General features: G+C 71.8%; 23 protein-coding genes. 16 read left to right on the forward strand and 7 right to left on the reverse strand.

Going from position 1 to position 26,509, the window contains the following annotated elements:
* Positions 1-13 precede the first annotated feature (13 nt).
* The gene (locus ACTFAP_RS21590) at positions 14-625 is read right to left on the reverse strand and encodes an NADPH-dependent FMN reductase (protein WP_500467164.1); all 612 of its coding nucleotides are present in this window, start codon (positions 623-625) and stop codon (positions 14-16) included.
* 101 nt (positions 626-726) lie between these two features.
* Between ACTFAP_RS21590 and ACTFAP_RS21595 the strand changes: the two genes are divergently transcribed.
* Positions 727-1,578 carry an MmyB family transcriptional regulator gene (locus ACTFAP_RS21595; protein WP_495681978.1) on the forward strand — a complete coding sequence of 284 codons (852 nt, stop codon included), beginning with the start codon at positions 727-729 and terminating at the stop codon, positions 1,576-1,578.
* A gap of 20 nt (positions 1,579-1,598) precedes the next feature.
* Here the strand turns inward: ACTFAP_RS21595 and ACTFAP_RS21600 are convergent, their stop codons facing one another.
* From ACTFAP_RS21600 to ACTFAP_RS21610, 3 genes are all read right to left on the reverse strand, one after another.
* Complete coding sequence (locus ACTFAP_RS21600; RefSeq protein ID WP_495681979.1) at positions 1,599-2,171, reverse strand: cob(I)yrinic acid a,c-diamide adenosyltransferase; 573 nt, start codon at positions 2,169-2,171, stop codon at positions 1,599-1,601.
* 17 nt (positions 2,172-2,188) lie between these two features.
* A complete protein-coding gene (locus ACTFAP_RS21605; protein ID WP_495681980.1) occupies positions 2,189-2,944 on the reverse strand; it encodes an ABC transporter permease in 756 nt (251 codons plus the stop codon).
* A 64-nt stretch (positions 2,945-3,008) separates the two neighbouring features.
* Entirely contained in the window at positions 3,009-3,797 is a 789-nt protein-coding gene (locus ACTFAP_RS21610; protein WP_500467165.1) for an ABC transporter ATP-binding protein, read from the reverse strand.
* A gap of 81 nt (positions 3,798-3,878) precedes the next feature.
* Here ACTFAP_RS21610 and ACTFAP_RS21615 point away from each other — a divergent pair, with 81 nt between their 5' ends.
* The 3 genes from ACTFAP_RS21615 to ACTFAP_RS21625 all read left to right on the forward strand — a co-directional run bounded on the left by ACTFAP_RS21615 (position 3,879) and on the right by ACTFAP_RS21625 (position 6,018).
* Positions 3,879-4,553 (forward strand): TetR/AcrR family transcriptional regulator, encoded by a 675-nt coding sequence (locus ACTFAP_RS21615; RefSeq protein ID WP_390121374.1) that lies wholly within the window; start codon positions 3,879-3,881, stop codon positions 4,551-4,553.
* 134 nt (positions 4,554-4,687) lie between these two features.
* Positions 4,688-5,458, forward strand: a complete 771-nt coding sequence (locus tag ACTFAP_RS21620; RefSeq protein WP_500469535.1) for a putative protein N(5)-glutamine methyltransferase — start codon at positions 4,688-4,690, stop codon at positions 5,456-5,458.
* A gap of 59 nt (positions 5,459-5,517) precedes the next feature.
* Positions 5,518-6,018, forward strand: coding sequence for a GNAT family N-acetyltransferase (locus ACTFAP_RS21625; protein WP_500467166.1), 501 nt, complete (start codon positions 5,518-5,520; stop codon positions 6,016-6,018).
* Between the two features lie 55 nt (positions 6,019-6,073).
* On the opposite strand, the gene ACTFAP_RS21630 is transcribed toward ACTFAP_RS21625, so the two are convergent.
* Complete coding sequence (locus ACTFAP_RS21630) at positions 6,074-6,457, reverse strand: hypothetical protein (protein ID WP_500467167.1); 384 nt, start codon at positions 6,455-6,457, stop codon at positions 6,074-6,076.
* 122 nt (positions 6,458-6,579) lie between these two features.
* A complete protein-coding gene (locus ACTFAP_RS21635) occupies positions 6,580-7,590 on the reverse strand; it encodes an acetylxylan esterase (RefSeq protein WP_500467168.1) in 1,011 nt (336 codons plus the stop codon).
* 13 nt (positions 7,591-7,603) lie between these two features.
* Here ACTFAP_RS21635 and ACTFAP_RS21640 point away from each other — a divergent pair, with 13 nt between their 5' ends.
* The 12 genes from ACTFAP_RS21640 (at position 7,604) to ACTFAP_RS21695 (ending at position 25,523) form a co-directional block, all read left to right on the forward strand.
* Positions 7,604-8,863 (forward strand): LacI family DNA-binding transcriptional regulator, encoded by a 1,260-nt coding sequence (locus tag ACTFAP_RS21640; RefSeq protein WP_500467169.1) that lies wholly within the window; start codon positions 7,604-7,606, stop codon positions 8,861-8,863.
* Positions 8,860-10,458 carry an FAD-dependent oxidoreductase gene (locus tag ACTFAP_RS21645; protein ID WP_495681986.1) on the forward strand — a complete coding sequence of 533 codons (1,599 nt, stop codon included), beginning with the start codon at positions 8,860-8,862 and terminating at the stop codon, positions 10,456-10,458. The genes ACTFAP_RS21640 and ACTFAP_RS21645 overlap by 4 nt, the downstream gene beginning before the upstream one ends.
* A 33-nt stretch (positions 10,459-10,491) precedes the next feature.
* Complete coding sequence (locus ACTFAP_RS21650; RefSeq protein WP_500467170.1) at positions 10,492-12,489, forward strand: ABC transporter substrate-binding protein; 1,998 nt, start codon at positions 10,492-10,494, stop codon at positions 12,487-12,489.
* Between the two features lie 49 nt (positions 12,490-12,538).
* The gene (locus ACTFAP_RS21655; RefSeq protein WP_500467171.1) at positions 12,539-13,519 is read left to right on the forward strand and encodes an ABC transporter permease; all 981 of its coding nucleotides are present in this window, start codon (positions 12,539-12,541) and stop codon (positions 13,517-13,519) included.
* Between the two features lie 10 nt (positions 13,520-13,529).
* A complete protein-coding gene (locus ACTFAP_RS21660; RefSeq protein WP_500467172.1) occupies positions 13,530-14,651 on the forward strand; it encodes an ABC transporter permease in 1,122 nt (373 codons plus the stop codon).
* A 12-nt stretch (positions 14,652-14,663) separates the two neighbouring features.
* Entirely contained in the window at positions 14,664-15,713 is a 1,050-nt protein-coding gene (locus tag ACTFAP_RS21665) for an oligopeptide/dipeptide ABC transporter ATP-binding protein (protein ID WP_495681990.1), read from the forward strand.
* Positions 15,710-16,747 (forward strand): oligopeptide/dipeptide ABC transporter ATP-binding protein, encoded by a 1,038-nt coding sequence (locus tag ACTFAP_RS21670; RefSeq protein WP_495681991.1) that lies wholly within the window; start codon positions 15,710-15,712, stop codon positions 16,745-16,747. Before ACTFAP_RS21665 ends, ACTFAP_RS21670 begins: the two co-directional genes overlap by 4 nt.
* A complete protein-coding gene (locus ACTFAP_RS21675) occupies positions 16,744-19,251 on the forward strand; it encodes a beta-glucosidase family protein (RefSeq protein WP_500467173.1) in 2,508 nt (835 codons plus the stop codon). Before ACTFAP_RS21670 ends, ACTFAP_RS21675 begins: the two co-directional genes overlap by 4 nt.
* A gap of 44 nt (positions 19,252-19,295) precedes the next feature.
* The gene (locus ACTFAP_RS21680; protein ID WP_500467174.1) at positions 19,296-21,278 is read left to right on the forward strand and encodes a cellulase family glycosylhydrolase; all 1,983 of its coding nucleotides are present in this window, start codon (positions 19,296-19,298) and stop codon (positions 21,276-21,278) included.
* A gap of 203 nt (positions 21,279-21,481) precedes the next feature.
* Complete coding sequence (locus ACTFAP_RS21685) at positions 21,482-22,330, forward strand: 3-hydroxyacyl-CoA dehydrogenase family protein (protein ID WP_390121355.1); 849 nt, start codon at positions 21,482-21,484, stop codon at positions 22,328-22,330.
* Between the two features lie 164 nt (positions 22,331-22,494).
* Positions 22,495-22,788: an STAS domain-containing protein gene (locus ACTFAP_RS21690; protein ID WP_030733620.1), complete on the forward strand. Its 294-nt coding sequence runs from the start codon at positions 22,495-22,497 to the stop codon at positions 22,786-22,788.
* A gap of 308 nt (positions 22,789-23,096) precedes the next feature.
* A complete protein-coding gene (locus tag ACTFAP_RS21695; protein ID WP_500467175.1) occupies positions 23,097-25,523 on the forward strand; it encodes a P-loop NTPase family protein in 2,427 nt (808 codons plus the stop codon).
* Positions 25,524-25,590: 67 nt separating this feature from the next.
* Here the strand turns inward: ACTFAP_RS21695 and nucS are convergent, their stop codons facing one another.
* On the reverse strand, positions 25,591-26,262 hold the full coding sequence (gene nucS / locus ACTFAP_RS21700) for an endonuclease NucS (protein WP_030733623.1): 672 nt from the start codon (positions 26,260-26,262) through the stop codon (positions 25,591-25,593).
* Between the last annotated feature and the right edge of the window lie 247 nt (positions 26,263-26,509).

Below are 26,509 nucleotides of genomic sequence, written 5' to 3' on the forward strand. Positions count from 1 at the left end.
CGCCCGTGGCCCGTCAGGCGCCCGGGTACGGGCGGTCGCGGCGGGCGTCGTGCAGGATCGAGGCCCACCAGTGGAGCTGGTCCAGCATCGTCCGGGCCGCCTCCGCGGGCTCCTTCGGCTCCTTCAGGCCGCCGTCCGCCTCGAACAGCGTGTAGTAGCGCGGGAAGGCGATGTAGTCACGGACGGTGTGGGCGTGCAGTTCGTTGAAGACCTGCCGCAACTGCTCGATGGCCAGCAGGCCGCCGCTGGCCCCGCTGTAGCCGACGAAGCCGATCGCCTTGTGCCGCCACTCGGTGTAGTGCCAGTCGATCGCGGCCTTGACCGAGGCGGGGAAGCTGCGGTTGTAGTCCGGGGTCACCACGATGAACGCGTCCGCGTCCCGCAGGCGCGCGGTGAGCCCGGCCATGGCGGCCGGGCGTTCCATGTCCGGGTCGAGCGCCGGGGGGACGGCGGGCAGGGCCAGCGGCAGCGGGTGGTCCGCCAGGTCGACGGTGTCCACCGCGAAACGGCCGTGGTCCGCGGCCTGCGCGGTGATCCAGTCGGTCACCACCGGAGCGAACCGGCCCTCCCGGACGCTGGCGGTGATCACGGCGAGACGCAGCGGGGTGGTGTGCTGTGAGGTCATGCCCCGACCGTGCCCGCCCACCGCGCCGCCGGGGAGACCGGGCGGAGACCGGTAGTGACAGGGCCACGATCCGCCCCGCCGCGTGCTGTTACGTTCGCTGGGTGAGCGAGAACGAGCTGGGCCGGTTCCTGCGGAGCCGCCGTGAGGCGGTCACCCCCGCGGAGGCCGGCCTGCCCACCGGGCCCCGGCGGCGCACCCCGGGGCTGCGCCGCTCCGAGCTGGCGATGCTGGCCGGGGTCAGCGTCGAGTACGTCACCCGGCTCGAACAGGGCCGTGACCGGCGGCCGTCCGCCTCCGTGCTCTCCGCGCTGGCCGAGGTGCTGGGTCTGGGCATGGCCGAGCGCATCCATCTGCACCGGCTGACCAAGGCGGCCGAGCCCGGGTTCTCCTGCGGCGCCGAGGGCACCACGCCGACCCGCACCGTACGGTCCCCGGTGCGCGCGCTGCTCGATCAGCTGGAGCCGGGCGCGGCCGTGCTGATGAACCGGCTGGGTGAGCTGCTCGCCTGGACGCGGGGGTTCGAGCGGCTGGCCGGGCCGGTGGGGATGCTGGAGGGCTCACCGGCCAGCATGGTGCGCTACGTCTTCGCCGACGAGCGGGCGCGCACCGCGTTCCCGGACTGGGGGCGGCTGGCGGACGATCAGGTGGCGGCGCTCAAGGACGGCCCGTTCCGCGCCGATCCGCATCTGGCGCGGCTGGCCGACGAGCTGACGGTGACGGCCGGTGCCGGGTTCACCGAACGTGAGGCGTCGGTGTCAGGACCGCCGCGCGCCTCCGGGGTGCTGCGGATGGTCCATCCGGGGCTGAGCGGCGAACTGCGGCTCGCGTACGAGACGCTGGAGCTGCCGGTGGACGACGATCAGCGGCTGCTGGTGTATCTGCCGGCCGACGAGGCCACGGCGGCGGGGCTCGCCGCCCTGACCTCGGCGGGGGAGAGGCTGCGGGCCGTGTAGGGCCCGGCGGCCGTGGCGGTTCAGCGGTTCTCGCCCGGCACCCACAGCACGTCGCCCTGCTCCTTGTTGGCCGTCCTGGCGAGGATGAACAGCAGGTCGGAGAGCCGGTTGAGATAGGTGGCGGTCAGTTCGTTCATCGTGTCGCCGTGCTCGGCCAGCGCCGCCCAGGTGGAGCGCTCGGCGCGGCGTACGACCGTGGTGGCCTGGTGCAGCAGCGCCGCGCCGGGGGTGCCGCCGGGGAGGATGAAGCTGCGCAGCTTCTCCAGATCGGCGAGGAAGCGGTCGCAGTCCTCCTCCAGCCTGTCGATGTAGCTCTGCAGTACGCGCAGCGGCGGGTGCTCCGGGTTCTCGACGACCGGGGTGCACAGATCGGCGCCAACGTCGAAGAGATCGTTCTGCACCCGGATCAGCACGGCGCCGACCTCCTCGGGCAGCGCGCCCAGGGCCAGCGCCGCACCGATCACCGCGTTGGCCTCGTTGGCGTCGGCGTAGGCGGCGATCCGCAGATCCGTCTTGGCGGTGCGGCTCATGTCGCCGAGCGCCGTGGTGCCTTTGTCTCCGGTACGGGTGTAGATCCGGGTGAGATTGACCATGCGGCCGAGACTAGCGCTCAGGCACCGGCCTTGGTGAAGAGGCGGGTGCCGAGGGTGAGGGTGAGGGCGGACAGTGCCAGGGCCACGCCGGTGCCCAGCAGGAGAGTGCCGTCGCCGTAGTTGCCGACGAACGCGGCGCGGACGGCCTCGACCAGGTAGCGGAACGGCACGACGTGCGAGATGACGTTCAGCCAGGTGGGGGCGAGGGCCATCGGCAGCAGGATGCCGGAGAGCAGCATCATCGGCAGGTTGATGGAGTTGATGACGGGGGCGAATTCCTGCATGGTCGTCACCCGCATGGCCAGGGCGTAGGAGAGCGAGGCCAGCGAGATGCCCAGCAGGCCGACGATGACGAAGCCGATGAGCACGCCGAGTACGGGGGCGCGCAGTCCGAACAGCAGCCCGGCCGCCACGACCAGGCAGGACTGGACGAGCAGCAGCAGGGCGTCGCGCAGGATGCGGCCCAGCAGCAGGGCGAGCCGGCTGACGGGGGTGACCCGCATGCGTTCCACGATGCCGAACTGCTTCTCCATGATGATGCCGAAGCCCGCGAACGCGGCGGAGAACAGTCCGAGCTGGATCAGCAGGCCGGGGACCAGGGTCTGCCAGGAGTCGCCCTCGCCGCCGAGCGGCATGTCCTGGAGCAGGGGGCCGAAGAAGGCGAGGAAGAGCAGGGGCTGCATCAGCCCGAAGACGACGCTGATCCGGGAGCGCAGGGTCTGCCGCAGGTAGCGCTGGAAGATCAGTCCGGTGTCCGAGAGCACGGTGGACATGGTGGGGAGGAGTTCCTGTCTGTGTTCGGTGTGGGTGGGTGGCGCGGTCCTGATGCCGGTTCCGTCAGACGGCGACGGGGGCCGGGTCCCGCTCCGGCTGGGGGCCGCGTCCGGTGATGGAGATGAAGGTGTCCTGGAGGGTGGCGTCGGGGGAGCCGCCGTACCGGGTCTTCAGCTCCGCCGGGGTGCCCTCGGCGGCGACGCGGCCGTCGTCCACCACGATCAGCCGGTCGGAGAGGGCGTCCGCCTCGTCCAGGTAGTGCGTGGTGAGGAAGATGGTGGTGCCGTCCTGGGAGCGGATACGCCGGATCAGGTCCCACAGGTCGGCGCGGCTGCCGGGGTCGAGCCCGGTGGTGGGCTCGTCGAGGAAGAGGACGCGCGGGCGGTGGGTGAGCGCCATGGCGATGTCCAGGCGCCGCCGCTGGCCGCCGGAGAGGGCGGCGCACTTGCGGTCCAGGAGGTCGGTGAGGCCGAGGTCCTCGGCCAGTTCGGCGACCCGGGCGCTCGCCGCGGCCTTGGGGAGCCGGTAGAGCCGGGCCTGGAGGGTGAGTTCGTCCCCGGCCGTCTCGTTGGGGTCGGTGCCGCCGGACTGGGCGACGTAGCCGATCGCGCGGCGTACGGCGGCCTGCTCGGTGGCGAGGTCGTGCCCGGCGACGGTGGCGGTGCCCCGGGTGGGGGCGAGCAGGGTGGTGAGCATCCGCAGGGTGGTGGACTTGCCCGCGCCGTTGGGGCCCAGGAACCCGAGTATCTCGCCGGGTTCGACGCTCATGTCGATGCCGCGCACGGCGTCCACCGTGCCGCGTTTGGTGGTGTACGTGAGGGCCAGGTCGTGCGTGGTGAGGATCGGTGCCATGCCGGACACAAAAGCAGAGCCGCTTAAAAAATGCAATCGCCCCAAGTTTTAAGTTGGTCAAGGAACCTTTAGGATGGCGTCATGGCCGGGCTCAGGGAACGCAAGAAGCAGCAGACCAGGCAGCACATCTCCGACGTGGCCACCGGGATGTTCCTGGAACGGGGCTTCGACGAGGTGACGGTGGCGGAGGTCGCGGAGGCGGCGGACGTCTCCGTCAACACCGTCTACAACTACTTCCCGGCCAAGGAGGACCTGTTCCTGGACCGGCAGGAGGAGGTCATCGACCACCCCTCCCTGCTGGTGCGCGAGCGCGCCCCGGGGCAGTCGGCGGCCGAGGCGGTGCTCGGCGCGATCCGGCAGGAGATCATCAGCCGCAGCGTGCGGATCGGCCTGGCCGAGGGCATGGGCCGCTTCATCCAGGTGATGTTCGGCTCCGAGTCGCTGCGGCGCCGGATGATGGAGGTCAACCAGCGGACCGGGGAACGCCTGACCGAGACCCTGCGGGAGGCGGCGGGCGCCGACGAGCGCGACCACCTGCCCGATCTGATCGCCGGCCAGCTGCTGGCCATCCAGGCGATGATCTTCCGCACCGCCGGGCACTGCATGGTCGAGGGGCGCCCGCTGGACGAGGTGGCGGACCTGGCGCTGGAGAAGCTGGACGCCGCCGAGTCGCTGCTGTCCGAGCGGCTGCTCGACTACGCGCGCCGCCCGGCCGGCCCGGACGCGCCGCGGGGCGGCCCCGGCGGCACGGGCTGAGCGAACGGTCCCCGCCCGGCGCATACTGAGAGCCGGTACGACGGACGAAGGAGGTGAGACCCCCGTGACCGCAGTGGCAGGTGGGGTGTTGCCGTGGGCGCCCCCGGGGTGTTCCGAGAGGTCGTCTGTTGATGATGCCGGACGGGAAGATCGTCGAGCGGCTGCGCGCCGCCGGCTGTGTGTTCGCCGAGGATGAGGCGCGGCTGATCATGGGCGCCGCGTGTGGCGCCGCCGAGCTGTCCGCCATGGTGGACCGGCGCCTCGCCGGGCTGCCGCTGGAACAGGTGGTGGGGTGGGCCGCGTTCCACGGCCTGCGGATCGTGGTGGAGCCGGGGGTGTTCGTCCCCCGGCGGCGCACCGAGTTCCTGGTGCGGCAGGCCGTGGCCGGCGGCGCGGTCGCGGCCGGGGACGTGGTGGTCGATCTGTGCTGCGGCTCCGGGGCTGTGGGGGCCGCAATCGCCGCCGCCGTACCGGGCGTCGAACTGCACGCCGCCGACATCGACCCGGCCGCCGTACGGTGCGCCCGGCGCAATGTGGCGGCTGCCGCGGGGCGCGTGTACGAGGGCGATCTGTACGCGCCGCTGCCGCCCCGGCTGCGCGGCACGGTGGCCGTGCTGGCCGCGAATGTGCCCTATGTGCCGAGCCGGGAGGTCGGCCTGCTGCCGGCCGAGGCCCGCGACCACGAGCCGCTGGTGGCGCTGGACGGCGGCGCCGACGGCCTGGACGTGCTGCGCCGGGTGGCGGCCGGCGCGCGGGAGTGGCTGGCCCCCGGCGGGCGGCTGCTGGTGGAGACGACGGAGCGTCAGGCGGCGCGGGCCTCGGCGGTGTTCGCCGCGCACGGGCTGACGGCCCGCACGGCGGCCGACGAGGACGGGACCGCCACCGTGGTCATCGGCACCCGGTAGAATGACGGCAGCGTGCAAGCCTCCCGGCCGGTTATTCTCCGGCCGGGAGGCTTTCTTTCATGACAGAAACACCTGATGTGCGCGTGCGCCGCGCGGGCGCCGACGACTTTCCCGTGCTGGAACGCCTGTGGCCGATGTTCCGCCACGACCTCTCCGAGGTGCGCGGTCAACTGCCCCGCCCCGACGGCACCTTCCGCAGCGACCGGCTGACGGCCGCGTTCCGCGACCCCGGCTGGGCCGCCTATCTGACGCTGTGGGGGGACCGGCCGGCCGGCTTCGCCCTCGTCCGGGCGCTGGAGACCCCGGTCCGGGTGCTCAACGCCTTCTTCGTGGTACGCGGCGTACGCCGCTCCGGGGTGGGGATGACCGCCGTCCGGGAGGTGGTGGCCCAGCACCCGGGGCGCTGGGAGATCCCGTTCCAGGACGACAACCACACCGCCGCAAGGTTCTGGCGCCGGGTGGCCGGTGAACTCGCCGGCCGGGACTGGACCGAGGAGCACCGCCCGGTTCCGGGCCGGCCGCAGTCGCCCCCGGACACCTGGATCGGCTTCACGGTCTGAGGCACACACGTGCCGTGGCCGCCCCCGGGTGCACCGGGGGCGGCCACGGCACGGCTCAGCCGAGGGAGTGGACCGCCACGTGCGGGGCCCCCGTCACACCGGTGCCGTGCGGCGCGGCGGACGTCGCCCACGCCGGCTGGACGATGCCCGGGTCGGCGATCGGCAGGGTACGCGGCACCTCGGTGGCGCCGGCCCCGTGGACCGCTCCGCGCCCGGGCCGGACGATGCCGGGGTCGGCGATCGGCAGTGTGTGTGCCTCGACGGCAGCCTCCTCGATCGTTCCCTCCGCCGGCTGCACGATGCCCGGGTCGGCGATCGGCAGGGTGCGCGGGGCGTCCGCGGCCACCGGCGCGAGGGCCAGGGCCGGAACGGCGCCGAGGGTGAGGGCGGCAGTGGCGACCGCGCCCAGAACACCGGCGCGGAGGCTGGCGTGCGTCATGGGGGTTCTCCCGATTCTCCGAGGTGGGGATGAGACAGCCTCAGAGGTACCCGACGCACGCGGCCCGGCCGTCCCCTTGTGGGTGTGTGTCGCCCGCACGGGGGAAGAGCGGGATGCCTGTGCTAGCCCTCTTGGCGGTGGACGTCCAGGAACCGGTGCTGCGCCGCGATCAGCGCGCTCGCCTCCACCTCCGCCGCCGGATGGCCGAAGTGTCCCGCGGTCAGCACGAACAGCTCCCGGGTGCCCGGCAGCGCGTTGTGGATCGCGAACTGGCCCGGCGGCGGGACCACCGGGTCGAACATCGCCGCGCCCACGTGCACCGGGATGTCCAGGAGGCCGGCGGCCGTCGCCGCGTCGAAGTACGACAGCACCCGGGCCACCCGGGGATCACCAACGTGCCGCTCCCGCACCGCCTCCCCGCTGCCCGCGCACGGCAGGGTCAGCCGCAGCGGATGGTTGCCGAAGCTCGGTACGACCAGGGTCGCCGCCCGGAAGCGGTCGTCCCAGGGCAGGGCGAGCGGGCCGATCCCGCCGCCGAAGCTCGCCCCGTGGTACGAGAGTCCGGCCGCCGCCTCCGGGATCAGCTCCAGCAGTGCCGTCGCCGCGCACCAGATGTCCGCCGCGCAGTCGCCGTGCACATAGGTCTCGCGCGCGTCGATGCCGTGCAGCACGTGTGCGCCGCCCCGCTCCGGGATGTCGGGGAACCGGCTGGCGGTGCCCAGGCCCCGCAGTACCGGCCAGATGGTCGCCGCGCCGGGCGGCGGCAGCCGGAGTTCAGGGAATTCGCGACCGCCATAGCCATGGGTGGCCACACAGCCCCGGGTGACCCGCCCGTCTGCCGGAACGGTCAGCCAGCCGCCGATCCTCCGGCCGCCCACCGAGAGGTAGTCGAGACGGTGCACCCGTATGCCGCCCCCCTCGTGCTCCACCGGGCCCAGGCGCGGGGCCACCTGCACCTCCATCGCCGCCGCGTGCCGCGCCCGCCAGAAGCCGGCGAAGTCCTCCGGGGCCGGCGGGGCGCCCACCGCCAGCAGGGCGTCCAGGTCGTAGCCGTAGGTCGGATCGAAGGGGAAGTCATGGAAGAGATCCACGCGCTGAGTATTCGCTTTCGTCAATTCCTGCTGCCGGGTCATGGGTTCCTCACGGATGTGCGAGCGGGCGGTTCCAGCCAGCGGCGATGAGCCTCCGAGTGGGGCAAGCATCCCTCTTGTCATCCGCCTGAAACTTTTTCGGTCCGCTCCCTTGACGCTCATCACAGCGGTCCCTACGGTCGCTGCAACGAATCAGCAGACAACTCATTGTTGCTGCTTATCAGTTGCTGATACGAAACAGCAAGGGGACGCAGTGCCAGTCAAACGCCACCGGCAGGCGCCGACGCAGTCGGATGTGGCGCGCCGTGCAGGGGTGTCGCAGGCGACCGTGTCGGCCGTGGTCAACGGCCGGGCAGCCAGCAGCCGTATCCCGGCCGAAACCGAACGGCTCGTCAAGGACACCATCCGCGAATTGGGCTATGCGGCGAATCCCGCCGCCCGCTCCCTGAAGGGCAAGGGAAACCGGCTGCTGGGGGTGCACACCTTCGAGGCTGTCTTCCCGATCAGCAGCCGCGACTTCTACCACGGGTTCCTCATCGGAGTGGAGGAGCAGGCCGTCGCCGAGGGCTACGACCTGGTCCTGTTCACCTCCACCGAGGACGACAACGGCGAACGCCGCCTCTACCGCGACGGCACCAACCGCCTGAACGTCGCCGACGGCAGCGTGCTGCTCGGTATCACCCACGACCACTCCGATGTGGCCCGGCTCAGCCGCGACGGCTACCCCTTCGTCCACATCGGGCGTCGCGCCGTCTCCGGCGCCGACATCGCCTGGGTGAGCGCGGACTACACCGCCGGGACCCGGGACGCCGTCCAGGACCTCATCGAAGCCGGCCACACCCGCATCGGATACCTCGGGCTCACCGACCGCACCGAACCGCTCGCCGACCGCGAGGCGGGCTACCGTGCCGCCTGCGCCGCCGCAGGCATCCCGCCGCTGCCCGTACTGATGAACCCGCACGACCTGGAACAGGAGTGGTTCGACCTCGCCATCGGCTCCGGTATCACCGCCTTCGTCGCCGAGGAGGAGTCCCTCACCGACCGGATCGCCGCGTTCGCCGCGCACCGCGCCCTGCGCATCCCCGCCGACCTCTCCGTCGTCACCCTCCGCGACACCAGCGGCGGCCCGTACCCGGGCACCTCCTGGAGCTCGCTGGGCATTCCGCGCAACGCTATCGGCCGCGCCGCCGTCCGGCTGCTGGTCGAGACGCTGCACGAGCCCGACACCCCGCGCCCCCGGCAGATCCTGCTTGCCTGCGCACCGCCCGCGCCCTCCACCATCGCCGCGCCGCCCACCCGCCAGGGAGTGTCATGACCCGGATCAGTGCCGACATCGCCGTCATCGGCGGCGGCCTCGGCGGGGTCGCCGCCGCCCTCGCCGCCGCCCGCAGCGGGCTGCGGGTGGTGCTCACCGAGGAGTACGACTGGGTCGGCGGCCAGCTCACCGTGCAGGGCACCCCGCCCGACGAGCACCCGTGGATCGAGCAGTTCGGCTCCACCGCCTCCTACCGGGCGATGCGCGAGGGCATCCGCGACTACTACCGGCGCTGGTACCCGCTCACCGCCGAGGCTCGCGCCGACCGCGCCCTGAACCCCGGCAACGGCCGGGTCAGCGCGCTGTGCGCCGAGCCGCGGGTGGCACACGACGTGCTGCGCGCGCTGCTCGCCCCGCACCAGGCCGCCGGCCGGCTCGACCTGCGCACCGGGTACCGGCCGGTGGCGGCCACCACCGACGGCGACACGGTCACGAGTGTGACGCTCGATCCGGTACGGGAGGGGGAGCCGTTCACCGTCACCGCCCCGTACATCCTGGACGCCACCGAGACCGGTGACCTGCTGCCGCTGACCGGCACCGAGCATGTCACCGGCTTCGAGTCCCGCGAGGTCACCGGCGAGCCGAGCGCCCCCGCCACCGCCCAGCCGCACAACATCCAGGCCGCCTCCTGGTGCCTGGCCCTGGAACACCGGGCCGGCGAGGACCACACCATCGACAAGCCCGACGACTACGGATTCTGGCGCGACTACCAGCCCCCGTACTGGCCCGGCCCGTTCTTCGGCCTGCTCGCCCCCAAGCCGCAGACCCTGGAGCCCACCCGGCGGCTGCTGGACCCCAACCCCGACCTGGCCGCCCCGCCGCCGCCCATCGCAGGTGACCTCGATCTGTGGGCGTTCCGCCGCATCCTGGCCCGGGAGAACTTCACCCCCGGCGCCCTGGAGTCCGATGTCATCATCGTCAACTGGCCGATGATCGACTACGTCGAGGGCCCGCTGTTCGGCGGCGGCCCCGAGGAGGACGCCCGCCATCTGGCCGGCGCCCGCGCCATGAGCCGCAGCTTCCTGTACTGGATGCAGACCGAACTGCCGCGCGCCGACGGCGGTACGGGGCTGCCCGGGCTGCGGACCCGCCCCGATGTGGTGGGGACGGCGGACGGGCTGACCATGGGCCCGTACCACCGCGAGTCGCGCCGTATCCAGGCCGTGCACACCATCACCGAGCAGGAGGTGTCGCTCGCGGTACGCGGCGCGCACGGCGCCGTCACCCACCCGGACTCGGTCGGCATCGGCTCGTACCGCATCGACCTGCACCCCTCCACCGGCGGCGACAACTACATCGATGTCGGCTCCTGCCCCTTCCAGATCCCGCTGGGGGCGCTGCTGCCGCGGCGGATCACCAATCTGCTGCCGGCCGCGAAGAACATCGGCACCACCCACATCACCAACGGCTGCTACCGGCTGCACCCCGTCGAGTGGAACATCGGCGAGGCCGCCGGGCTGCTGGCGGTCTACTGCCTGCGTGAGCGGGCCACCCCGCACCAGGTCCGCGAGGATGCCACCCATCTCGCGGACTACCGCCGCCTGCTGACCGGCCACGGTGTGGAACTCGCCTGGCCCAAGGTCCACGGCTACTGAGCAACCCCCCGTCCCACCTGGGAGAGACAGCACATGAACGCAATGACGCGTAAGTCCTGGCAGTTCGACCGAAGAAGATTCCTCGCCGCCGGCGGCGCCGTCACCCTGGGGGCCGGCGCGCTGGGTGCTCTCAGCGCCTGCACCCTCTCCCCGGAGGGCGGTTCCGGGGACGGCGGCGGCACGGCCGACGCACAGGGCGAGGCGCCCGAGCTGAAGCGGCTGGTGGACGAGGGCGAGCTGCCGCCGCTGGCCGAGCGCATCCCCGCAAAGCCGCTGGTGGTGACCCCGGTGGACGAGGTGGGCCGGTACGGCGGCACCTGGCGGAACGCGCTGATCGGTGCGGGCGACACCTTCCGGCTCCAGTTCACCCTCGGCTACGAGAACCTGGTGCGCTGGGACCTGGACTGGAACGCGACGGTGCCCAATGTCGCCGAGTCGGTGACCGTCAACGAGGACGCCACCCGGTTCACCTTCGTGCTGCGGGAGGGCATGAAGTGGTCCGACGGCGAGCCGTTCACGGTGGACGACGTGCTGTTCGCCTTCCACGACATCGCCATGAACAAGGCCGTCGTCCCCGACACCCCGGGCCATCTGTCGGTGGACGGCGAACCCGCCCGGCTGGAGCGGATCGACGACCTCACCCTGGAGTTCACCTTCGCCGCGCCCCGGGCGCTGTTCCTCGAACAGCTGGCGAGCGGGCCCAGCGACATGCTCACCCGGCTGCCCAAGCACTATCTGAGCCAATTCCACCCCGATTACGCCGAGGACGCCGAGCAGGCCGCCAGGGACCTGGACTACTCGGGCGCCATGGAACTGCTCCAGGACGCCATGTACGCGGGCGCGCTGTGGACCAATCCGGCGCTGCCCCGGCTGCACGCCTGGATACCGGGGAACGCGGTCGGCGACGGCACCAAGATGCGGTTCCGGCGCAATCCGTACTACTGGAAGGTGGATACGGCGGGCAATCAGCTGCCGTATCTCAACGGCATCGACTTCGCCATGGTGCAGGACTCCGAGGTGCTGCTGCTCAATGTTCTCCAGGGCGAGATCGACATGCTGGACCGGCATGTCAACACCACGCGCAACAAGCCGGTGCTGGCCGCCGAACGCGAATCGGGCGGCTACCGGTTCTTCGATCTGGTGCCGGACAAGCTCAACACCCTCACCATCATGCTCAATCTCACCTGCCAGGACGAGGCGCGGCGGGAGGTCTTCCAGAACCGCGACTTCCGGATCGGGCTCTCGCACGCCATCAACCGGCAGGAGCTGATCACCACCGTGCACGCCCGGCAGGGCGAGCCCTGGCAGGTGGCGCCGCTGCGGGAATCCGATCTCTTCGACGAGGAAATGGCCAAGCAGTACACCGAATTCGATCTCGATCTCGCCAATGAGTATCTGGACCGCACCGGCTGGACCCGGCGCAATGGCGAGGGCATCAGGCTCGGCCCGGACGGCAAGCCGATCTCGTTCCGGGTGCTGGTGGGAACCGGGGCCGGCAAGCCGGAGCTGGCGGACGCGCTGGAACTGATCCGCCCGGGCTGGCGCGCGGTCGGGGTCGACATGCGGGTCCAGAACGAGGACGAGACGCTGCGTACCCAGCTCATCCAGGCCAATGAGCACCAGGCGCTGGTCTGGGACGGTGACGGCGGCCTCGACACGGTCAACACCCCCAATTTCTTCATGCCGGAATGGGGCGACAATTCGGCATTCTGCCCGGATTGGTTCACCTGGCTGGCCACCGACGGTGCCGATGGACAGGAACCCCCGGAGCCGGCCAAGGAGCAGTACCGGATCTACCACGAGCAGATCGCCGCCGAGCCGGACCGCGAGCGCCGCAACGCCCTGATGCGGCAGATCCTGGCCATCGCCAAGGAGCAGTTCTGGACGATCGGCGTGTCCACCGCGCTGCCCGGCTACGGCATCGTCGGCGAGCATTTCCGCAACATGGTCCAGCAGACCTATTTCGCCGGCAAGTTCCCCTATCCGGGTGTCACCAACCCCGAGCAGTACTACCTCGATTCCGACTCCTGACACCTGACATCCGGAAAGACTGACGGGACGGTCTGCGGTGCTGAGCTATGTGGCACGACGGTGCCTCTATATGATCCCGACGCTCTTCGGGATATCGGTGGTGGCCTTCGCCATCATCCAACTGCCGCCGGGCGACTTTCTGACCACACTGGTCGCCCGGATGGAGAACCAGGGCGAACGCATGGACCAGGCCCAGATGGCGGCCCTGCGCGAACGCTACGGCCTGGGCGACCCGATCTACCAGCAATATCTGAAGTGGATCGGCAACATCCTCTTCCACGGTGACTTCGGCCAGTCCTTCGAATACAGCAAGACCGTCTCCTCCCTGGTGATGGACCGGCTTCCGATGACGATCCTGCTGGCCGTCACCACCCTCCTCGCCGGCTGGATCATCGCCTTCCCCATCGGGCTCTACTCGGCGGTCCGGCAGTACTCGGCCGGCGACTACCTCGCCACCACCATCGGATTCCTCGGACTCGCCATCCCCAACTTCATGATCGCCTTGGTGCTCATGTATCTGGGCTACAGCGTCTTCGGCATGAGCGTCGGCGGCCTCTTCTCACCCGAATTCGAGGACGCCGCCTGGAACCTCGGCAAATTCCTCGATCTGCTCGGCCATCTGTGGGTGCCCATCGTGGTGCTCGGTACCGCCGGCACCGCCGGGCTCATCCGCATCCTGCGCGCCAATCTCCTCGACGAACTGCGCAAGCCGTACGTGGTGGCCGCCCGCGCCCGCGGCATGAGCGAACGCCGACTGGTCCGCAAATATCCGCTGCGGGTCGCCCTCAACCCCTTCGTCTCCACCGTGGGCTGGGTGCTGCCGGGCCTGGTCTCCGGCGAGGTCATCGTCTCCCAGGTGCTCTCCCTGCCCACCACAGGACCGCTGCTGCTGGGCGCGCTCCGCAGCCAGGACATGTACCTGGCCTCTTCGATCATCCTCATCGTCAGTGTGCTGACCGTGATCGGCACACTGCTCTCCGACATCCTGCTCGCCTGGCTCGACCCCCGGGTCCGGCTCGGACAGCGGTAGGGGGCCCGCCATGTCAGCCGATCTGTCCACACCCGCCGCCCAGAACTCCGACGACACCGCCGACAAGCGGTTCACCGCCTCCCAGTGGCAGCTCATCTGGTGGAAGTTCCGCCGCCACAAGCTCGCCATGGCCGGCGCCGTCGTCACCTTGCTCTTCTACTTCGTCGCCCTGTTCGCCGAGTTCCTCGCCCCCTACGGCACCGAACACTTCAACGGCGACTACACCTACGCCCCGCCCCAGACACTCCACCTCGACGGCGACGGCCTCTACGTCAACGGCTACACCGCCACCATCGACAACGACACCTACGAGCAGACCTACACCGAGGACCCAGGACAGCGGATCTCCGTCGGCTTCTTCGTCCGGGGCGAGGAGTACAAGATCCTCGGCCTCATCCCCCTCGACCGCCACCTCATCGGCCCCACCGAACCCGGCGCCCCCGTCTACCTGCTGGGCGCCGACCGCACCGGCCACGACCTGCTCTCCCTGCTCATCCACGGCACCCGCGTCTCGATGACCATCGGCCTGGTCGGCGTCGCCCTCGCCTTCGCCCTCGGGGTGGCCCTCGGCGGCGTCTCCGGCTACTTCGGCGGCAAGACCGACACCGTCATCCAGCGCCTCGTCGAGTTCTTCATGTCCGTACCCACCCTGCCGCTGTGGCTCGGCCTGGCCGCCGCCCTCCCGTACGACTGGGGGCCCGTCCAGCGCTACTTCGCCATCACCGTCATCCTCGCCATCATCGGCTGGACCGATCTGGCCCGGGTGGTACGCGGCAGGTTCCTCTCCCTGCGCGGCGAGGACTTCGTCACCTCCGCCCGGCTGGACGGCTGCCGGCAACCCCGGGTGATCTTCCGGCACATGCTGCCCTCCTTCTCCAGCCACCTCATCGCGTCCCTGTCGCTGTCCATCCCCGGGATGATCCTCGCCGAGACCTCCCTCAGCTTCCTGGGCCTTGGCCTCCAGTCACCCGTCGTCAGCTGGGGCGTCCTCCTCCAGGACGCCCAGAACATCCGGGTGCTGTCCACCGCCCCCTGGCTGATGATCCCGGGCCTCGCCGTCATCCTCGCCGTCCTCGCGCTGAACTTCGCCGGCGACGGACTGCGGGACGCCGCCGACCCCTACAAGAAATAGCGGAGTACGACCATGACGACCGCGCAGAAGCCAAGCGCCGAGACCCCGCTGCTGGACATCGCCGGGCTCAAGACCCACTTCCACACCCGGGAGGGCACCGTACGCGCCGTCGACGGCGTCAGCTTCACCGTCCCGCGCGGCAAGATTGTCTGCGTCGTCGGCGAATCCGGCTGCGGCAAGAGCATGACCGCCCGCTCCGTCCTCGGCCTCGTCGACGAACCAGGGCGCATCGAGGCCGGCACCATCCACTGGCACCCCGGCAGCCGCGAACGCGCCGTCGATCTCGCCGCCCTCGACCCCACAGGCCCCGAACTGCGCGCCGTGCGGGGCGGGGAGATCGCCATGGTCTTCCAGGAGCCGATGGCCGCGCTCTCCCCGATGTACTCCATCGGCGACCAGCTCACCGAAGCCATCCAGCTGCACCTGCCGCTGAATCGCGCCGCCGCCCGCGAACGCGCCGTGCACCTGCTGCGCAAGGTCGGCATCCCGCGCCCCGAGGAGCGCATGGACGCCTACTCCTTCCAGCTCTCCGGCGGCATGTGCCAGCGCGCCATGATCGCCATCGCGCTCGCCTGCGACCCCGCCCTGCTCATCGCCGACGAACCCACCACCGCGCTGGACGTCACCACCCAGGCCCGCATCATCGACCTGCTGCGCGAACTCCAGGCCGACACCGGCATGTCCGTCCTCTTCATCACCCACGACCTCGGCGTCGTCGCCGAGATCGCCGACGAGGTCGTCGTCATGTACCTCGGCCGGGTCGCCGAACAGGGCCCCGTCGACGCGATCTTCCACGACCCGCAGCACCCGTACACCCGCGCCCTGCTCGGCTCCGTCCCCCGCATGGGCGCCGGCACCGGACAGCGCCTCACCACCATCCCCGGCAACGTCCCGCACCCCTCCGAACGCCCCGCCGGCTGCCCCTTCCACCCCCGCTGCGACCGCGTCCGCGCCGGGTTGTGCGACACCACCGAACCCCCCGAGATCCGCACCGCGCCCGACCGCCGGGTCCGCTGCGTGCTGCACGCCCCGCACCCGCTCACCGAAGGAGCACCCGCATGACCGCGCCGCTGCTCGACATCCAGGGGGTACGGGTCCACTTCCCCGTCAAGCGCGGGCTGCTGGGGCGCACCGTGGGCCACATCCGCGCCGTCGACGGCATCGACCTGGCCGTCAAGGAGGGCGAGACCCTGGGCCTGGTCGGCGAATCCGGCTGCGGCAAGACGACGCTGGGCCGCTCCCTGGCCCGCATCCTCGCCCCGACGGCCGGCCGCGTCGCCTACCGCCGCGCGGACGGCACCTCCGTCGACGTCGCCACCCTCTCCGGCACCGCCCTGCGCGACTTCCAGCGCGAGGTCCGCGTCGTTTTCCAGGACCCCTTCTCCTCCCTCAACCCCCGCATGACGCTGCTCCAGATCATCGGCGACCCGCTGCGCTCGTACGGCATCGCCACCGGCAGCGAACTGGAGGACCGCGTCGCGGCGATGCTGCGCCGCGTCGGGCTCTCCCCGCGCTATCTGCACCGCTACCCGCACGCCTTCTCCGGCGGCGAACGGCAGCGCGTCAACATCGCCCGCGCCCTCATCGTGCGCCCCCGCCTGGTCATCGCCGACGAACCCGTCTCCGCCCTCGATGTCTCCGTCCGCGCCCAGATCCTCAATCTGCTGCGCGACCTCCAGGAGGAGCTGGGTCTCACCTACCTCTTCATCTCGCACGATCTGTCCGTCGTCGAAAGCGTCTGTGACCGCGTGGCCGTGATGTACCTGGGCAAGATCGCCGAGGTGGCCGACACCGGCGAGCTGTACTCCCGGCCGCACCACCCGTACACCGAGGCCCTGCTGTCCGCCGTGCCCCGCCCCGACCCCCGGCTGCGCGACACCGGGCGCCGCATCCGGCTCACCGACGACCTGCCCGACCCCGCCCATCCGCCGAACGGCTGCTCCTTCCACACCCGTTGCCGCTACGCCGTGCCCGGTGTCTGCGACGTGGCGGGAGCACCGCCGGCCCTGGGCGGCGAAGGCCGGCTCGCCGCCTGCCACCGCACCACCGAACTCGAACTGACCGGCGTCGAACCGACAGGAGCCCCGACACCATGACGCCCCGCACCACCACCGACGCGACCGATACGACCGACGCGACCGACACCGCCGCGCTGCGCGCCCTCGCCGGCCGGCTCACCCTGGAGCAGAAGGTCCGGCTGCTGACCGGCGCCGACAGCTGGAGCCTGCACGCGGAACCCGCCATCGGACTGCGCCGTATCGTCGTCTCCGACGGCCCCAGCGGCATCCGCGGCGAGAGCTGGGACGGCCGCTTCTCCGCCCTCAACCTGCCCTCCGCCACCGCCCTGTCCGCCTCCTGGGACCCGGACCTCGCCGCCCGCTACGGCGCCGTCCTCGCCGTGGAGGCCCGCCGGATGGGCGCCGACGTGGTACTCGGCCCCACCATCAACCTGCACCGCAGCCCGCTGGGTGGCCGGCACTTCGAGGCGTACTCCGAGGACCCGCTGCTCACCTCCCGGCTGTGCGCCGCCTATGTCCGCGCCGTCCAGGCCGGTGGCGTCGGCGCCACCCCCAAGCACTACATCGCCAACGACTCCGAGACCGACCGCTTCACCTACGACGCCCGCATCGACGAACGCACCCTGCGCGAGGTCTATCTCGCCGCCTTCGAGGACACCGTCGTCCACGAGCGCCCCTGGCTGGTGATGTCCGCCTACAACTCCGTCAACGGCCACACCATGACCGAGAACCCGCTGCTCGCCGAACCCCTGTGCGGCGAATGGGGTTTCGACGGCGTGGTCTGCTCCGACTGGTGGGCCGCCCGCACCACCGAGCCCGCCGCGCTCGCCCGCCAGGACCTGGTGATGCCGGGGCCCGACGGGCCGTGGGGCGAGAAGCTGGTGGCCGCCGTACGCGAGGGACGGGTCCCGCAGGCCGACATCGACGAGAAGGTGCTGCGCGTCCTGCGGATGGCCGCCCGGGTCGGCGCCCTGGACGGCTTCACCCCCGCCGTCACCACCCCGCCCGCCGCCGAGGACGGCCCGGCACTGGCCCGGGAGGCCGCCGCCGAGGGCATAGTGCTCGTCCGCAACGCCGGCGGCGAACTCCCCTGGGCACCCGGCTCCCTGAGCTCCGTCGCCGTCATCGGGCACAACGCCTATCTGGCCCGCACCCAGGGCGGCGGCAGCGCCTCGGTCGAGCCCGACCATGTGATCTCTCCGCTGGACGGGCTGCGCGCCGCCCTGCCCGGTGCCGACATCTCCTGGCACATCGGCGCCGAGGCGCAGCGCGGCATCGCCCCGTTCGCCGGCACCGACCTGACCGACCCGGTGAGCGGGGAGCGTGGGGTACGGCTGATCGCCCGCCGCGCGGACGGCACCGTCGTCATCGACGAACGCCGCCGGGACGCCAACCTGGTACGGCTCGGCACCGCCCGGCTCGCCGACGCCACCCGCATCGAGCTGCGGACCCGCTACACCCCCACCCACAGCGGCCCCGCCCGGATCGGCGTCGCCACCGCGGGGCGGCTGCGGCTGCTGGTGGACGGCACCGAGGCGGTCGCCACCGAGCTGACCCACGACGGCGAGGAATTCGGCGGCGGCCTGGTGGCCCCGCCGTCGGCCGCCACCCCCGTCGAGCTCACCGCGGGCACCCCCCTCGACCTCACCGTCGAGCTGACCATCCCGGAGCGCGAGGGTCCCGAGTCCGGCGTCACCCTGGTGGCCGGCTTCGACCTGGTGACCGCCGACGGTGACCGGCTCATCGCGGACGCCGTGGCCGCCGCCCGCGCCGCCGAGGTCGCTCTCGTGGTGGTCGGCACCAGCGCCGAGGTGGAGAGCGAGGGCTTCGACCGCACCACTCTCGCCCTCCAGGGCCGCCAGGACGAACTGGTACGCGCGGTCGCCGCCGTCAACCCCCGCACCGTGGTCGTCGTCAACTCCGGCGCCCCCGTACTGCTGCCCTGGCGCGACGAGGTGGCCGCGATCCTGCTCACCTGGTTCGGCGGCCAGGAGTTCGGCCACGCGCTGGCCGACGTGCTGCTCGGCCTGCGCGAGCCCGGCGGCCGGCTCCCCACCACCTGGCCGAAGAGCGAGACGGACGTACCCGTCCTCGACACCACCCCGCGCGACGGCGCGCTCCCGTACTCCGAGGGCATCCACCTCGGCTACCGCGCCTGGCTCAAGGCCGGCACCGAACCCGCGTACCCCTTCGGCTTCGGCCTTGGCTACACCGACTGGGAGCTGACCGGCGCGCACGCGGAAGGTACGGAGCTGACCGCGACCGTACGCAACACCGGCCGGCGGGCCGGCAAGCAGGTCGTCCAGGTCTATCTCTCCCGTCCGGAGTCGGCGATCGACCGCCCGGTGCGCTGGCTGGCGGGCTTCGCACCGGTACGCGCGGGCGCCGGTGAGGAGTCCACCGTCACCCTGCGGCTGCCGGCCCGCGCCTTCCAGCACTGGGCTTGTGGGGGCACCTCCCAGACGGAGTCCGGGGGAGGCGGCTGGCGCACCGAACCCGGCGCCTTCCGCGCCCACCTCGGCTTCGACAGCCGGCAGTTGCCGCTGGCCGTCGATCTGACCATCACGGAAGAGGAGGCGTAACCGCACCACCCGGCACACACCCCCCACTCCACAAGGAGAGCCGCGTGCTCAGTACAGCGAAGAAGCTTCTGAGAACCCTGACCGCCCTCGCCATCCCGCTCACCCTCCTCGCCGGCCCGGCCTCCGCCGCGCGCGCCGAGGAGCCCACCCCGCAGCCCGCCGCCGACGCCATCCAGTGGCTGTCCGTCGACGGCAATCAGATACGGGACGAGGACGGCCGTCCCGTCACCCTGCGCGGGGTCTCGGTGCTGGCCCCGCGCCACAACGCCGAGTGCGGCGACTGCAACCCCAAGCCCATCTCCGAACTCATCGACATGTCGGTGGACGCCGCTGGGGGCTGGCACTCCAAGGTGCTGCGGCTGCCGGTCACCGAATGGGCGCCGAACGACTCGCTGCCGCTGGCGGAGAACTTCGCCCGGCATGTGGACCCCTATGTCCAGCAGGCCATCGACCTCGGCATCTATGTCATCGTCGACTTCCACCGGGTGCAGAACTACGGCGACGGCAACGGCGGCGTGCCGCAGTCCATCGTCAAGGAGTTCTGGGACTATGTCGCGCCCAAGTACGCCGGCGTCCCCAATGTGATTTTCGAGGTGTACAACGAGCCGCTGGCGCCCACCAACTGGGCGACCTGGAAGAGCTACATCACCCCGGTGGTGGACTCCATCCGGCAGGTGGCCCCGGACAACCTCATCCTGATGGGCAGCCCCAACTGGTCCACCATGGTGAATGAGGCCGCCGCCGACCCGATCGACGACGCCAACACGGCGTACGTCTATCACCTCTACCCCAACCAGGGGCCCTCCAGCGTCGCCAACCTCGACCAGAAGTTCGGCAACGCGTCCCGGTCCATCCCGGTGATCCTCACCGAGTTCGGCTGGAACCCGGCGGGTGAGTTCACCGACCCGGCCGTCACCCAGGGCACCACCAAGTGCTGGGGGAACGGACTGCGGAACTATCTGGACGAGCGTCCCTGGATCAGCTGGACCGCCTGGGTCTTCGACAACTACTGGAAGCCCCAGATGTTCGACAAGAACTGGAATCTGCTGGGCGGCGACCACCAGGGCCAGTTCGTCAAGGACTGGCTGGGCCAGCTGAAGGACCACAACCAGCCGGGCACCGACAACCCGCCGGGTGCCGGTGACAACCTGGGTGTGCCGCCGTCCCGCACCGGCGTCGTGGTGGACAACACCTCGCCCGGCTACAGCGACAGCGGCGACTGGACCACGGCCGACACCGCGCACGGCTTCCACGGCATCGACTACAAGCACGACGGTTCCGGCACCGCCTCCGCCAAGACCGCGACCTTCACCCCCGACCTGCCCGCCTCCGGCCGCTACAACGTCTACATGTGGTGGTCCCCGAACAGCAACCGCACCGCGGCCGCCCCGGTGAGCATCACGCACGCCGGTGGCACCGCCGCGCTGACGGTCGATCAGCGCACGGGCGGCTGCGACTGGGGGCTGCTGGGCACGTACGACTTCGCCGCGGGCGCCGGACAGAAGCTGACCCTGTCGGCCGACAGCCCCGGCTACACCATCGCCGACGCGGTGCTCTTCGAGCCGGCCGACGGCACCGACCCCGGCACCGGTGACGAACTGCTGGTCAACGGTGACTTCGCGGCCGGTCTCGACCCCTGGTACAGCATCGGCCAGGCCACCCCCGGCACCCCGGCGGGCGGTGAGCTGTGCACCGCGGTGGCCGGCGGCACCACCCAGACCTGGGACGCCCTGATCGGCCAGGACAACATCCCGCTCACCAGCGGCGGCCAGTACGCGCTGAGCTTCACCGCCAGCACCTCGGCAGCGGCGGCGCACACCATCCGTGCCGCCGTCGAGAGCACCGTCTTCCCGCATCCGACCCAGCTGGACGCCTATCCCCGGCTCACCGGCGAGGAGCGGCGTTACACCTACGTCTTCAGCCCCACCGACTCACTGGACGCCGCCCGGCTGCGTTTCCAGCTCGGCGGCCAGGCCCAGCCGTACACCTTCTGCCTCGCCGAGGCTTCTTTGACCCGGCGGAACTGACGACACACCGACCCCAGCCACATCTCTGACACCATCCGCACCACCCGCACCACGGGCCCCCGGTACGGCAGCCGCCGCACCGGGGGCCCCGGCGTGATGCGCGTCTCTTCATCCCCACGGGGTACCTGACGGACACTAAGGTCTAGGGTCCCCGGGAACGCGACCCTGAGGGGGTCGTCGTTGAGGATCAAAGGAGATCACACGTGGCCAGGAACCTCGCCGTCGTCGGAGCCGGACTCATGGGCTCGGGCATCGCACAGGTCGCCGCCCAGGGCGGCTGGACCGTGACGCTGGTGGACACCACCGAGCAGGCACTGGCCAGGGGACGCGGCGGCATCGAGGCGTCGCTGGAGAAGTTCACGGCCAAGGGGAGGATCAGCGCCGAGGACGCCGGGGCCGCGCTCGGCCGCATCAGCACCGGCACCGAACTCGACGCCGCCGCCGACGCCGACCTCGTCGTCGAGGCCGTCTTCGAGCAGGCCGACATCAAGCGCGACATCTTCGCCACCCTGGACGGCCTGGTGAAGGACACCACCGTGCTGGCCTCCAACACCTCGGCCATTCCCATCACCAAGCTGGCCGCCGCCACCTCCCGCCCCGAACGCGTCGTGGGCACCCACTTCTTCTCCCCGGTGCCGATGATGGCGCTGTGCGAGCTGGTGCGCGGCCGGCACACCAGCGACGAGACCCTGGCCACCGCCCGGGAGTTCGCGGAGTCCGCGGGCAAGACCTGCATCGTCGTCAACCGGGACGTGGCGGGCTTCGTCACCACCCGCCTCATCTCCGCGCTCATCGTGGAGGCCGCCAAGCTGCACGAGTCGGGCGTGGCCACCGCCGAGGACATCGACATCGCCTGCAAGCTGGGCTTCGGCCACGCCATGGGGCCGCTCGCCACCGCCGATCTGACGGGTGTCGACGTCCTCACCCACGCCAGCGAGAACATCTACACCGAGTCCCGCGACGAGAAGTTCGCCCCGCCGGAGTCGATGCGCCGCATGGTGGACGCCGGTGACCTGGGCCGCAAGACCGGGCGCGGATTCCACAGCTACTGACCCGGTCCGGGCGGGCGGGGGCCGCGGGCCGCGCTCTTCGCACACTCACCCCCATGGGTGAATTCGCTGCAGATCCCTTACCCAGGGCAACCGGACGGGGGATAGAAGCCGTCAGGTGGAGAGACAGTTGAAGTCAACACGAAAGCAATTCCGGGGAGTGTTATATGCACATCAAAGGCGACCACGCTGAGCTGGTCGTCGAAGGCCGCCTGGACGTCCGCAGCGCCGCGGACGCCCGTACGGCGTTGCACGACGCCGTCGACTCCGGGCAGGGGGACCTCGTGCTCGATCTGAAGGCCCTGCACTCCTGGGACGCGACCGGTCTCGGAGTCATCATGGGGGTGCACCGCAGGGCCGGCCGCTGCGGCCGCAGGCTGGTGCTGCGCGATGTGCCCCCGCAAATGCAGCGGGTCCTGGTGGCCACCCGGCTGCACCGCATCCTGACCATCGCGTCCTGAGCCTCCTCCCGGATCACGGGGCACCGATCACCGGTCACGGGTCACCGATCACACCACCGGTCACGGTCACGGTTCACGGGTCGCACAGCCCCGCGACACCGGGAGGAGGCCGCCCCGGCGGCCCCGCCACGACGCCCCGCGCGCCACGGAACGCCCGAGACGTCCGGGACGCCCGGGTCCGGTGGGACGGATGAGGCCGGTGCGCGGGGCCGCCTACCATGCCGGTGGAGCCGGGCCAGTAGCGTGGAAGCTGCCCGGCGTCCACGCCGCACCCCATCCCGCCCCCGCCGCACCCAGAGGACACATTGATGGAGTCCAGCCAGCCGGCCCCGCACGGTGACCAGCCCCGGGAGTCCGGAGGCACCGGACGCACCACCGAGTTGGTCGCGGGCGACTTCCTGCTGACCATCAACCCGGTGGACGGCAGCGAGATCGCCTCCTGCCCGCCCGGCCGGCGCCCCATATCCCCGCGCAAGGCACCCAGAGGCACCGGCCAGGACACCACCCGCGACCCGCTGGCCCCGCCCCTGCTGGAACGCGAGGAGGAACGCCGCCGCCTCTACCGGCTGCTGGCCCGCGGCCGTTCGGTCCGCCTCACCGGGCCCACCGGAACCGGCCGCACCGCGCTGCTGAACGCCCTCGCCCAGGACTGCGCCGAACTCGCCCCCGACGGCGTCATCCGGCTCAGCGGCCACCGCCGCACCCCCTCCGACCTCCAGCACGAGCTGTACGCCGCCGTACGGCACACCCCCGGCTACCGGCCAGGGCCCACCGAACTGCACGCCGGACTGCGGGAGATCGGCGCCGTCGTCATCGTCGACGACATCGAGTTCGGCGGCACCGCCCTGGACGAACTGCTCGACGCCACCCCCGAGTGCGCGTTCCTGCTCTCCGCCCACCCCGGCACCGCGGCCCCCACCAGCACCTCCCGGATCGAAGAGGTCTTCCTCTCCGGACTCAGCCGCACCGCCGCCCTGGAACTCCTGGAGTTCGCCGCCGCCCGCCCGCTCACCGACGCGGAGACTGACTGGGCCGCCGACCTGTGGATCGCCTCCGAAGGCCGCCCGCGCCGCTTCGTCCAGGCCGCCGCCCTGCTGCGCGCCCGCGACCTCACCGCCGCCTCCGGCGCCCCCACGGGACCGCTGCCGGAGGAGGAGATGCTCATCGCCTCCCTGGCCGCCGCGCTGCCGGACCCCGACCGGGACACCCTGCGCTTCGCGGTCGCCCTCGCCGGTGAACTGCCGGGCCCCGAGCAACTGCCCGCCCTCACCGGCGGCGCCGTCACCGGCCACGAGCAACTCGCCGAGACCGGGCTGCTCACCGCCGCCGGCGGCCGGCTGCGCCTCGCCGAGGGAGTGGCACCCGCGCTGGCCGCCATCGGCTTCGAGGAAGGCGCCGGCTCCCGTGGCCTGGCCACCGCCCAGCACTACACCTGGTGGCTGGTGGACCCCTCCGTCGGTGCCGCCCGCGCCGCAGCCGAGGGCGACGTGCTGCTCGCCGTCATCCAGGCCACCCACCGCGGCGGGCACTCCGCCGCCGCCGCCAACCTCGCGCACAGCGCCGCCCCGACCCTGGCCGCCGCGGGCCGCTGGTCGGTGTGGGAACGCGTACTGCGCTCGGGCCAGGAGGCCGCCCGCGCGGCCGGCGAGGTCGACCAGCAGGCGTACTTCCACCACGAGCTGGGCATCCACGCCATCTGCGAGGGCCGCCTGGACCGGGCCCGCGCCGAACTGGAGGCGTCGATAGCGCTGCGCGGCGTCCTGGCCGACGCCGGCGGCGTGACCGCCGGCCGCCGCGCCCTGGCCCTGGTCCGTGACCTGTCGGGGCCGCCCGCGCTGACCGCGGGACCCACCCCCACCGCGCTGGGCGCCGCCACCCCGCCGCTGGGCCTGCCCGCCGCGCCGGTCCGCGAGGAGGCCGCGGACGAGGCCAGCACCCAGGCCATCCCGCGCCACGCCGACCTGGCCGCCACCGGCGAACTGACGGCCGTGCTGCCCCCGCTCATGCCGCACGGCGAACAGCCGGCCGAGCCGCTCCCCGCCCGGGGCGGCGGCCGGGGCGGACGCCGCACCATGGCCGCGGCGGGCGCCGGGGTGCTGCTCATCGGTGTCCTGGGCACCGTGGTCGCGCTCGGCATGTCCTCGGACGAGGACCCCGCCGGGCCCGAGGACGAGCGCACCACCCGCCCCGTGGTCACCGACCGGGACCGGGAGCCGGTCGAGGAGAGCGAGGAGCCCTCCACCGACCCCGGCACCCCCACCGCCGACGCGGACCCGGAGAGCGAGGAACCGCCGCAGGAGACGCCCACCGACCCGGAGACCGGCGAGCCGGTGGACCCCTCCACCAGCGGCACCCCGGACAACGGCAACGCCACCGGCAGCCCGGAGCCGCCCCCGCCCACCAGCGAGGACCCGGCCTCGGGCGGCAGTGCGGGCAGCGGTCCGGGCGGCAGCGGCCCCGGCGGCAACGGCAATGTCTCCAACGGGAACGGCAACGGCCCCGGCCCTGGTGACGGCGGCGCCGACGCCGGTCAGGACGGCGGTGCGGACAGCGGCACCGGCGAGACGGACGGCGGCGGGGACGACGCGGCCGGCGGCGGCGGTGACTCCGGAGACCCGACGGGCGGCGACGACGGCGACCCCACCGACGGTGCCGCGGGGGACAACGCCACAGCCTCCTCGCCCCCGCCCACCGAGGACCCCGACCCCTCGCCGAGCGCGACCAGCACGGCCTGAGACGGCGAACGGGAGCGGGGCGGGACGGATCCGGTGATCCGCCCCGCCCCGCTCCCGTTCCCGCCCGTCAGAACAGCCGCAGCTTGTCGTCCTCGATGCCGCGCAGCCCGTCGTAGTCCAGCGTCACACAGCGGATGTCGCGGTCGGTGGCCAGCACCCGCGCCTGCGGCTTGATCTCCTGCGCCGCGAACACGCCCTTCACCGGCGCCAGGTGCGGATCCCGGTTCAGCAGTTCCAGGTAGCGGGTCAGCTGCTCGACCCCGTCGATCTCGCCGCGCCGCTTGATCTCCACGGCCACCGTCGTACCGTCCGCGTCCCGGCCCAGGATGTCCACCGGGCCGATCGCCGTCGGGTACTCCCGCCGGATCAGGCTCCAGCCCTCGCCGAGCGTCTCCATGCGGTCCGCCAGCAGCTCCTGGAGGTGCGCCTCCACCCCGTCCTTGATGAGGCCGGGGTCCACCCCGAGCTCATGGGAGGAGTCGTGCAAGACCTCCTCCATGGTGATGATGAGTTTTTCGCCTGCCTTGTTCTCCACCGTCCACACGGTGTGACCGTTGCTGTCGCTCTCCTTGAGCACGCACGGCGGCGACATCCAGTTCAGGGGTTTGTAGGCCCGGTCGTCGGCATGGATCGACACGGACTGATCCGCTTTGACGAGGATCAGCCGGGGCGCGGACGGAAGGTGAGCGGTGAGCCGGCCGGCGTAGTCGACGGAACAGCGGGCAATGACGAGACGCATGGTCGATCACGCTACCGGGCCGGAGGGGCAGCTCGCGACGTGGTCCTCGGGGCAGGCGATGGCTGACGGTATGGGAGGGATTCTTGGGATCCGGTGAGTGGCCGGTTATGTGCTCATTCCACTGACGTGTGCGGGTCAGCAGGCATACGGTGGTCCTCAGGGGGCGTCGCCGTCCGGGTACACCTCGGTTCAGACGCGGTGGCGGTGGTGGCGGGGCCCCTGTGTCCCGTTCGCCCGGCCCCTCCCG

The organism is Streptomyces sp. PH9007 (assembly GCF_059813725.1).

Excerpts from the sequence above, each read along its gene's own strand:
- ACTFAP_RS21640 (WP_500467169.1), top strand. The coding sequence starts at position 7,604 with ATGTGCGAGCGGGCGGTTCCAGCCAGCGGCGATGAGCCTCCGAGTGGG.
- ACTFAP_RS21600 (WP_495681979.1), bottom strand. The coding sequence starts at position 2,171 with ATGGTCAATCTCACCCGGATCTACACCCGTACCGGAGACAAAGGCACC.
- ACTFAP_RS21620 (WP_500469535.1), top strand. The coding sequence starts at position 4,688 with ATGCCGGACGGGAAGATCGTCGAGCGGCTGCGCGCCGCCGGCTGTGTG.
- ACTFAP_RS21690 (WP_030733620.1), top strand. The coding sequence starts at position 22,495 with ATGCACATCAAAGGCGACCACGCTGAGCTGGTCGTCGAAGGCCGCCTG.
- ACTFAP_RS21645 (WP_495681986.1), top strand. The coding sequence starts at position 8,860 with ATGACCCGGATCAGTGCCGACATCGCCGTCATCGGCGGCGGCCTCGGC.
- nucS (WP_030733623.1), bottom strand. The coding sequence starts at position 26,262 with ATGCGTCTCGTCATTGCCCGCTGTTCCGTCGACTACGCCGGCCGGCTC.
- ACTFAP_RS21650 (WP_500467170.1), top strand. The coding sequence starts at position 10,492 with ATGAACGCAATGACGCGTAAGTCCTGGCAGTTCGACCGAAGAAGATTC.
- ACTFAP_RS21610 (WP_500467165.1), bottom strand. The coding sequence starts at position 3,797 with ATGGCACCGATCCTCACCACGCACGACCTGGCCCTCACGTACACCACC.
- ACTFAP_RS21605 (WP_495681980.1), bottom strand. The coding sequence starts at position 2,944 with ATGTCCACCGTGCTCTCGGACACCGGACTGATCTTCCAGCGCTACCTG.
- ACTFAP_RS21635 (WP_500467168.1), bottom strand. The coding sequence starts at position 7,590 with ATGACCCGGCAGCAGGAATTGACGAAAGCGAATACTCAGCGCGTGGAT.
- ACTFAP_RS21675 (WP_500467173.1), top strand. The coding sequence starts at position 16,744 with ATGACGCCCCGCACCACCACCGACGCGACCGATACGACCGACGCGACC.
- ACTFAP_RS21625 (WP_500467166.1), top strand. The coding sequence starts at position 5,518 with ATGACAGAAACACCTGATGTGCGCGTGCGCCGCGCGGGCGCCGACGAC.
- ACTFAP_RS21590 (WP_500467164.1), bottom strand. The coding sequence starts at position 625 with ATGACCTCACAGCACACCACCCCGCTGCGTCTCGCCGTGATCACCGCC.
- ACTFAP_RS21695 (WP_500467175.1), top strand. The coding sequence starts at position 23,097 with ATGGAGTCCAGCCAGCCGGCCCCGCACGGTGACCAGCCCCGGGAGTCC.
- ACTFAP_RS21615 (WP_390121374.1), top strand. The coding sequence starts at position 3,879 with ATGGCCGGGCTCAGGGAACGCAAGAAGCAGCAGACCAGGCAGCACATC.
- ACTFAP_RS21660 (WP_500467172.1), top strand. The coding sequence starts at position 13,530 with ATGTCAGCCGATCTGTCCACACCCGCCGCCCAGAACTCCGACGACACC.
- ACTFAP_RS21670 (WP_495681991.1), top strand. The coding sequence starts at position 15,710 with ATGACCGCGCCGCTGCTCGACATCCAGGGGGTACGGGTCCACTTCCCC.
- ACTFAP_RS21630 (WP_500467167.1), bottom strand. The coding sequence starts at position 6,457 with ATGACGCACGCCAGCCTCCGCGCCGGTGTTCTGGGCGCGGTCGCCACT.
- ACTFAP_RS21665 (WP_495681990.1), top strand. The coding sequence starts at position 14,664 with ATGACGACCGCGCAGAAGCCAAGCGCCGAGACCCCGCTGCTGGACATC.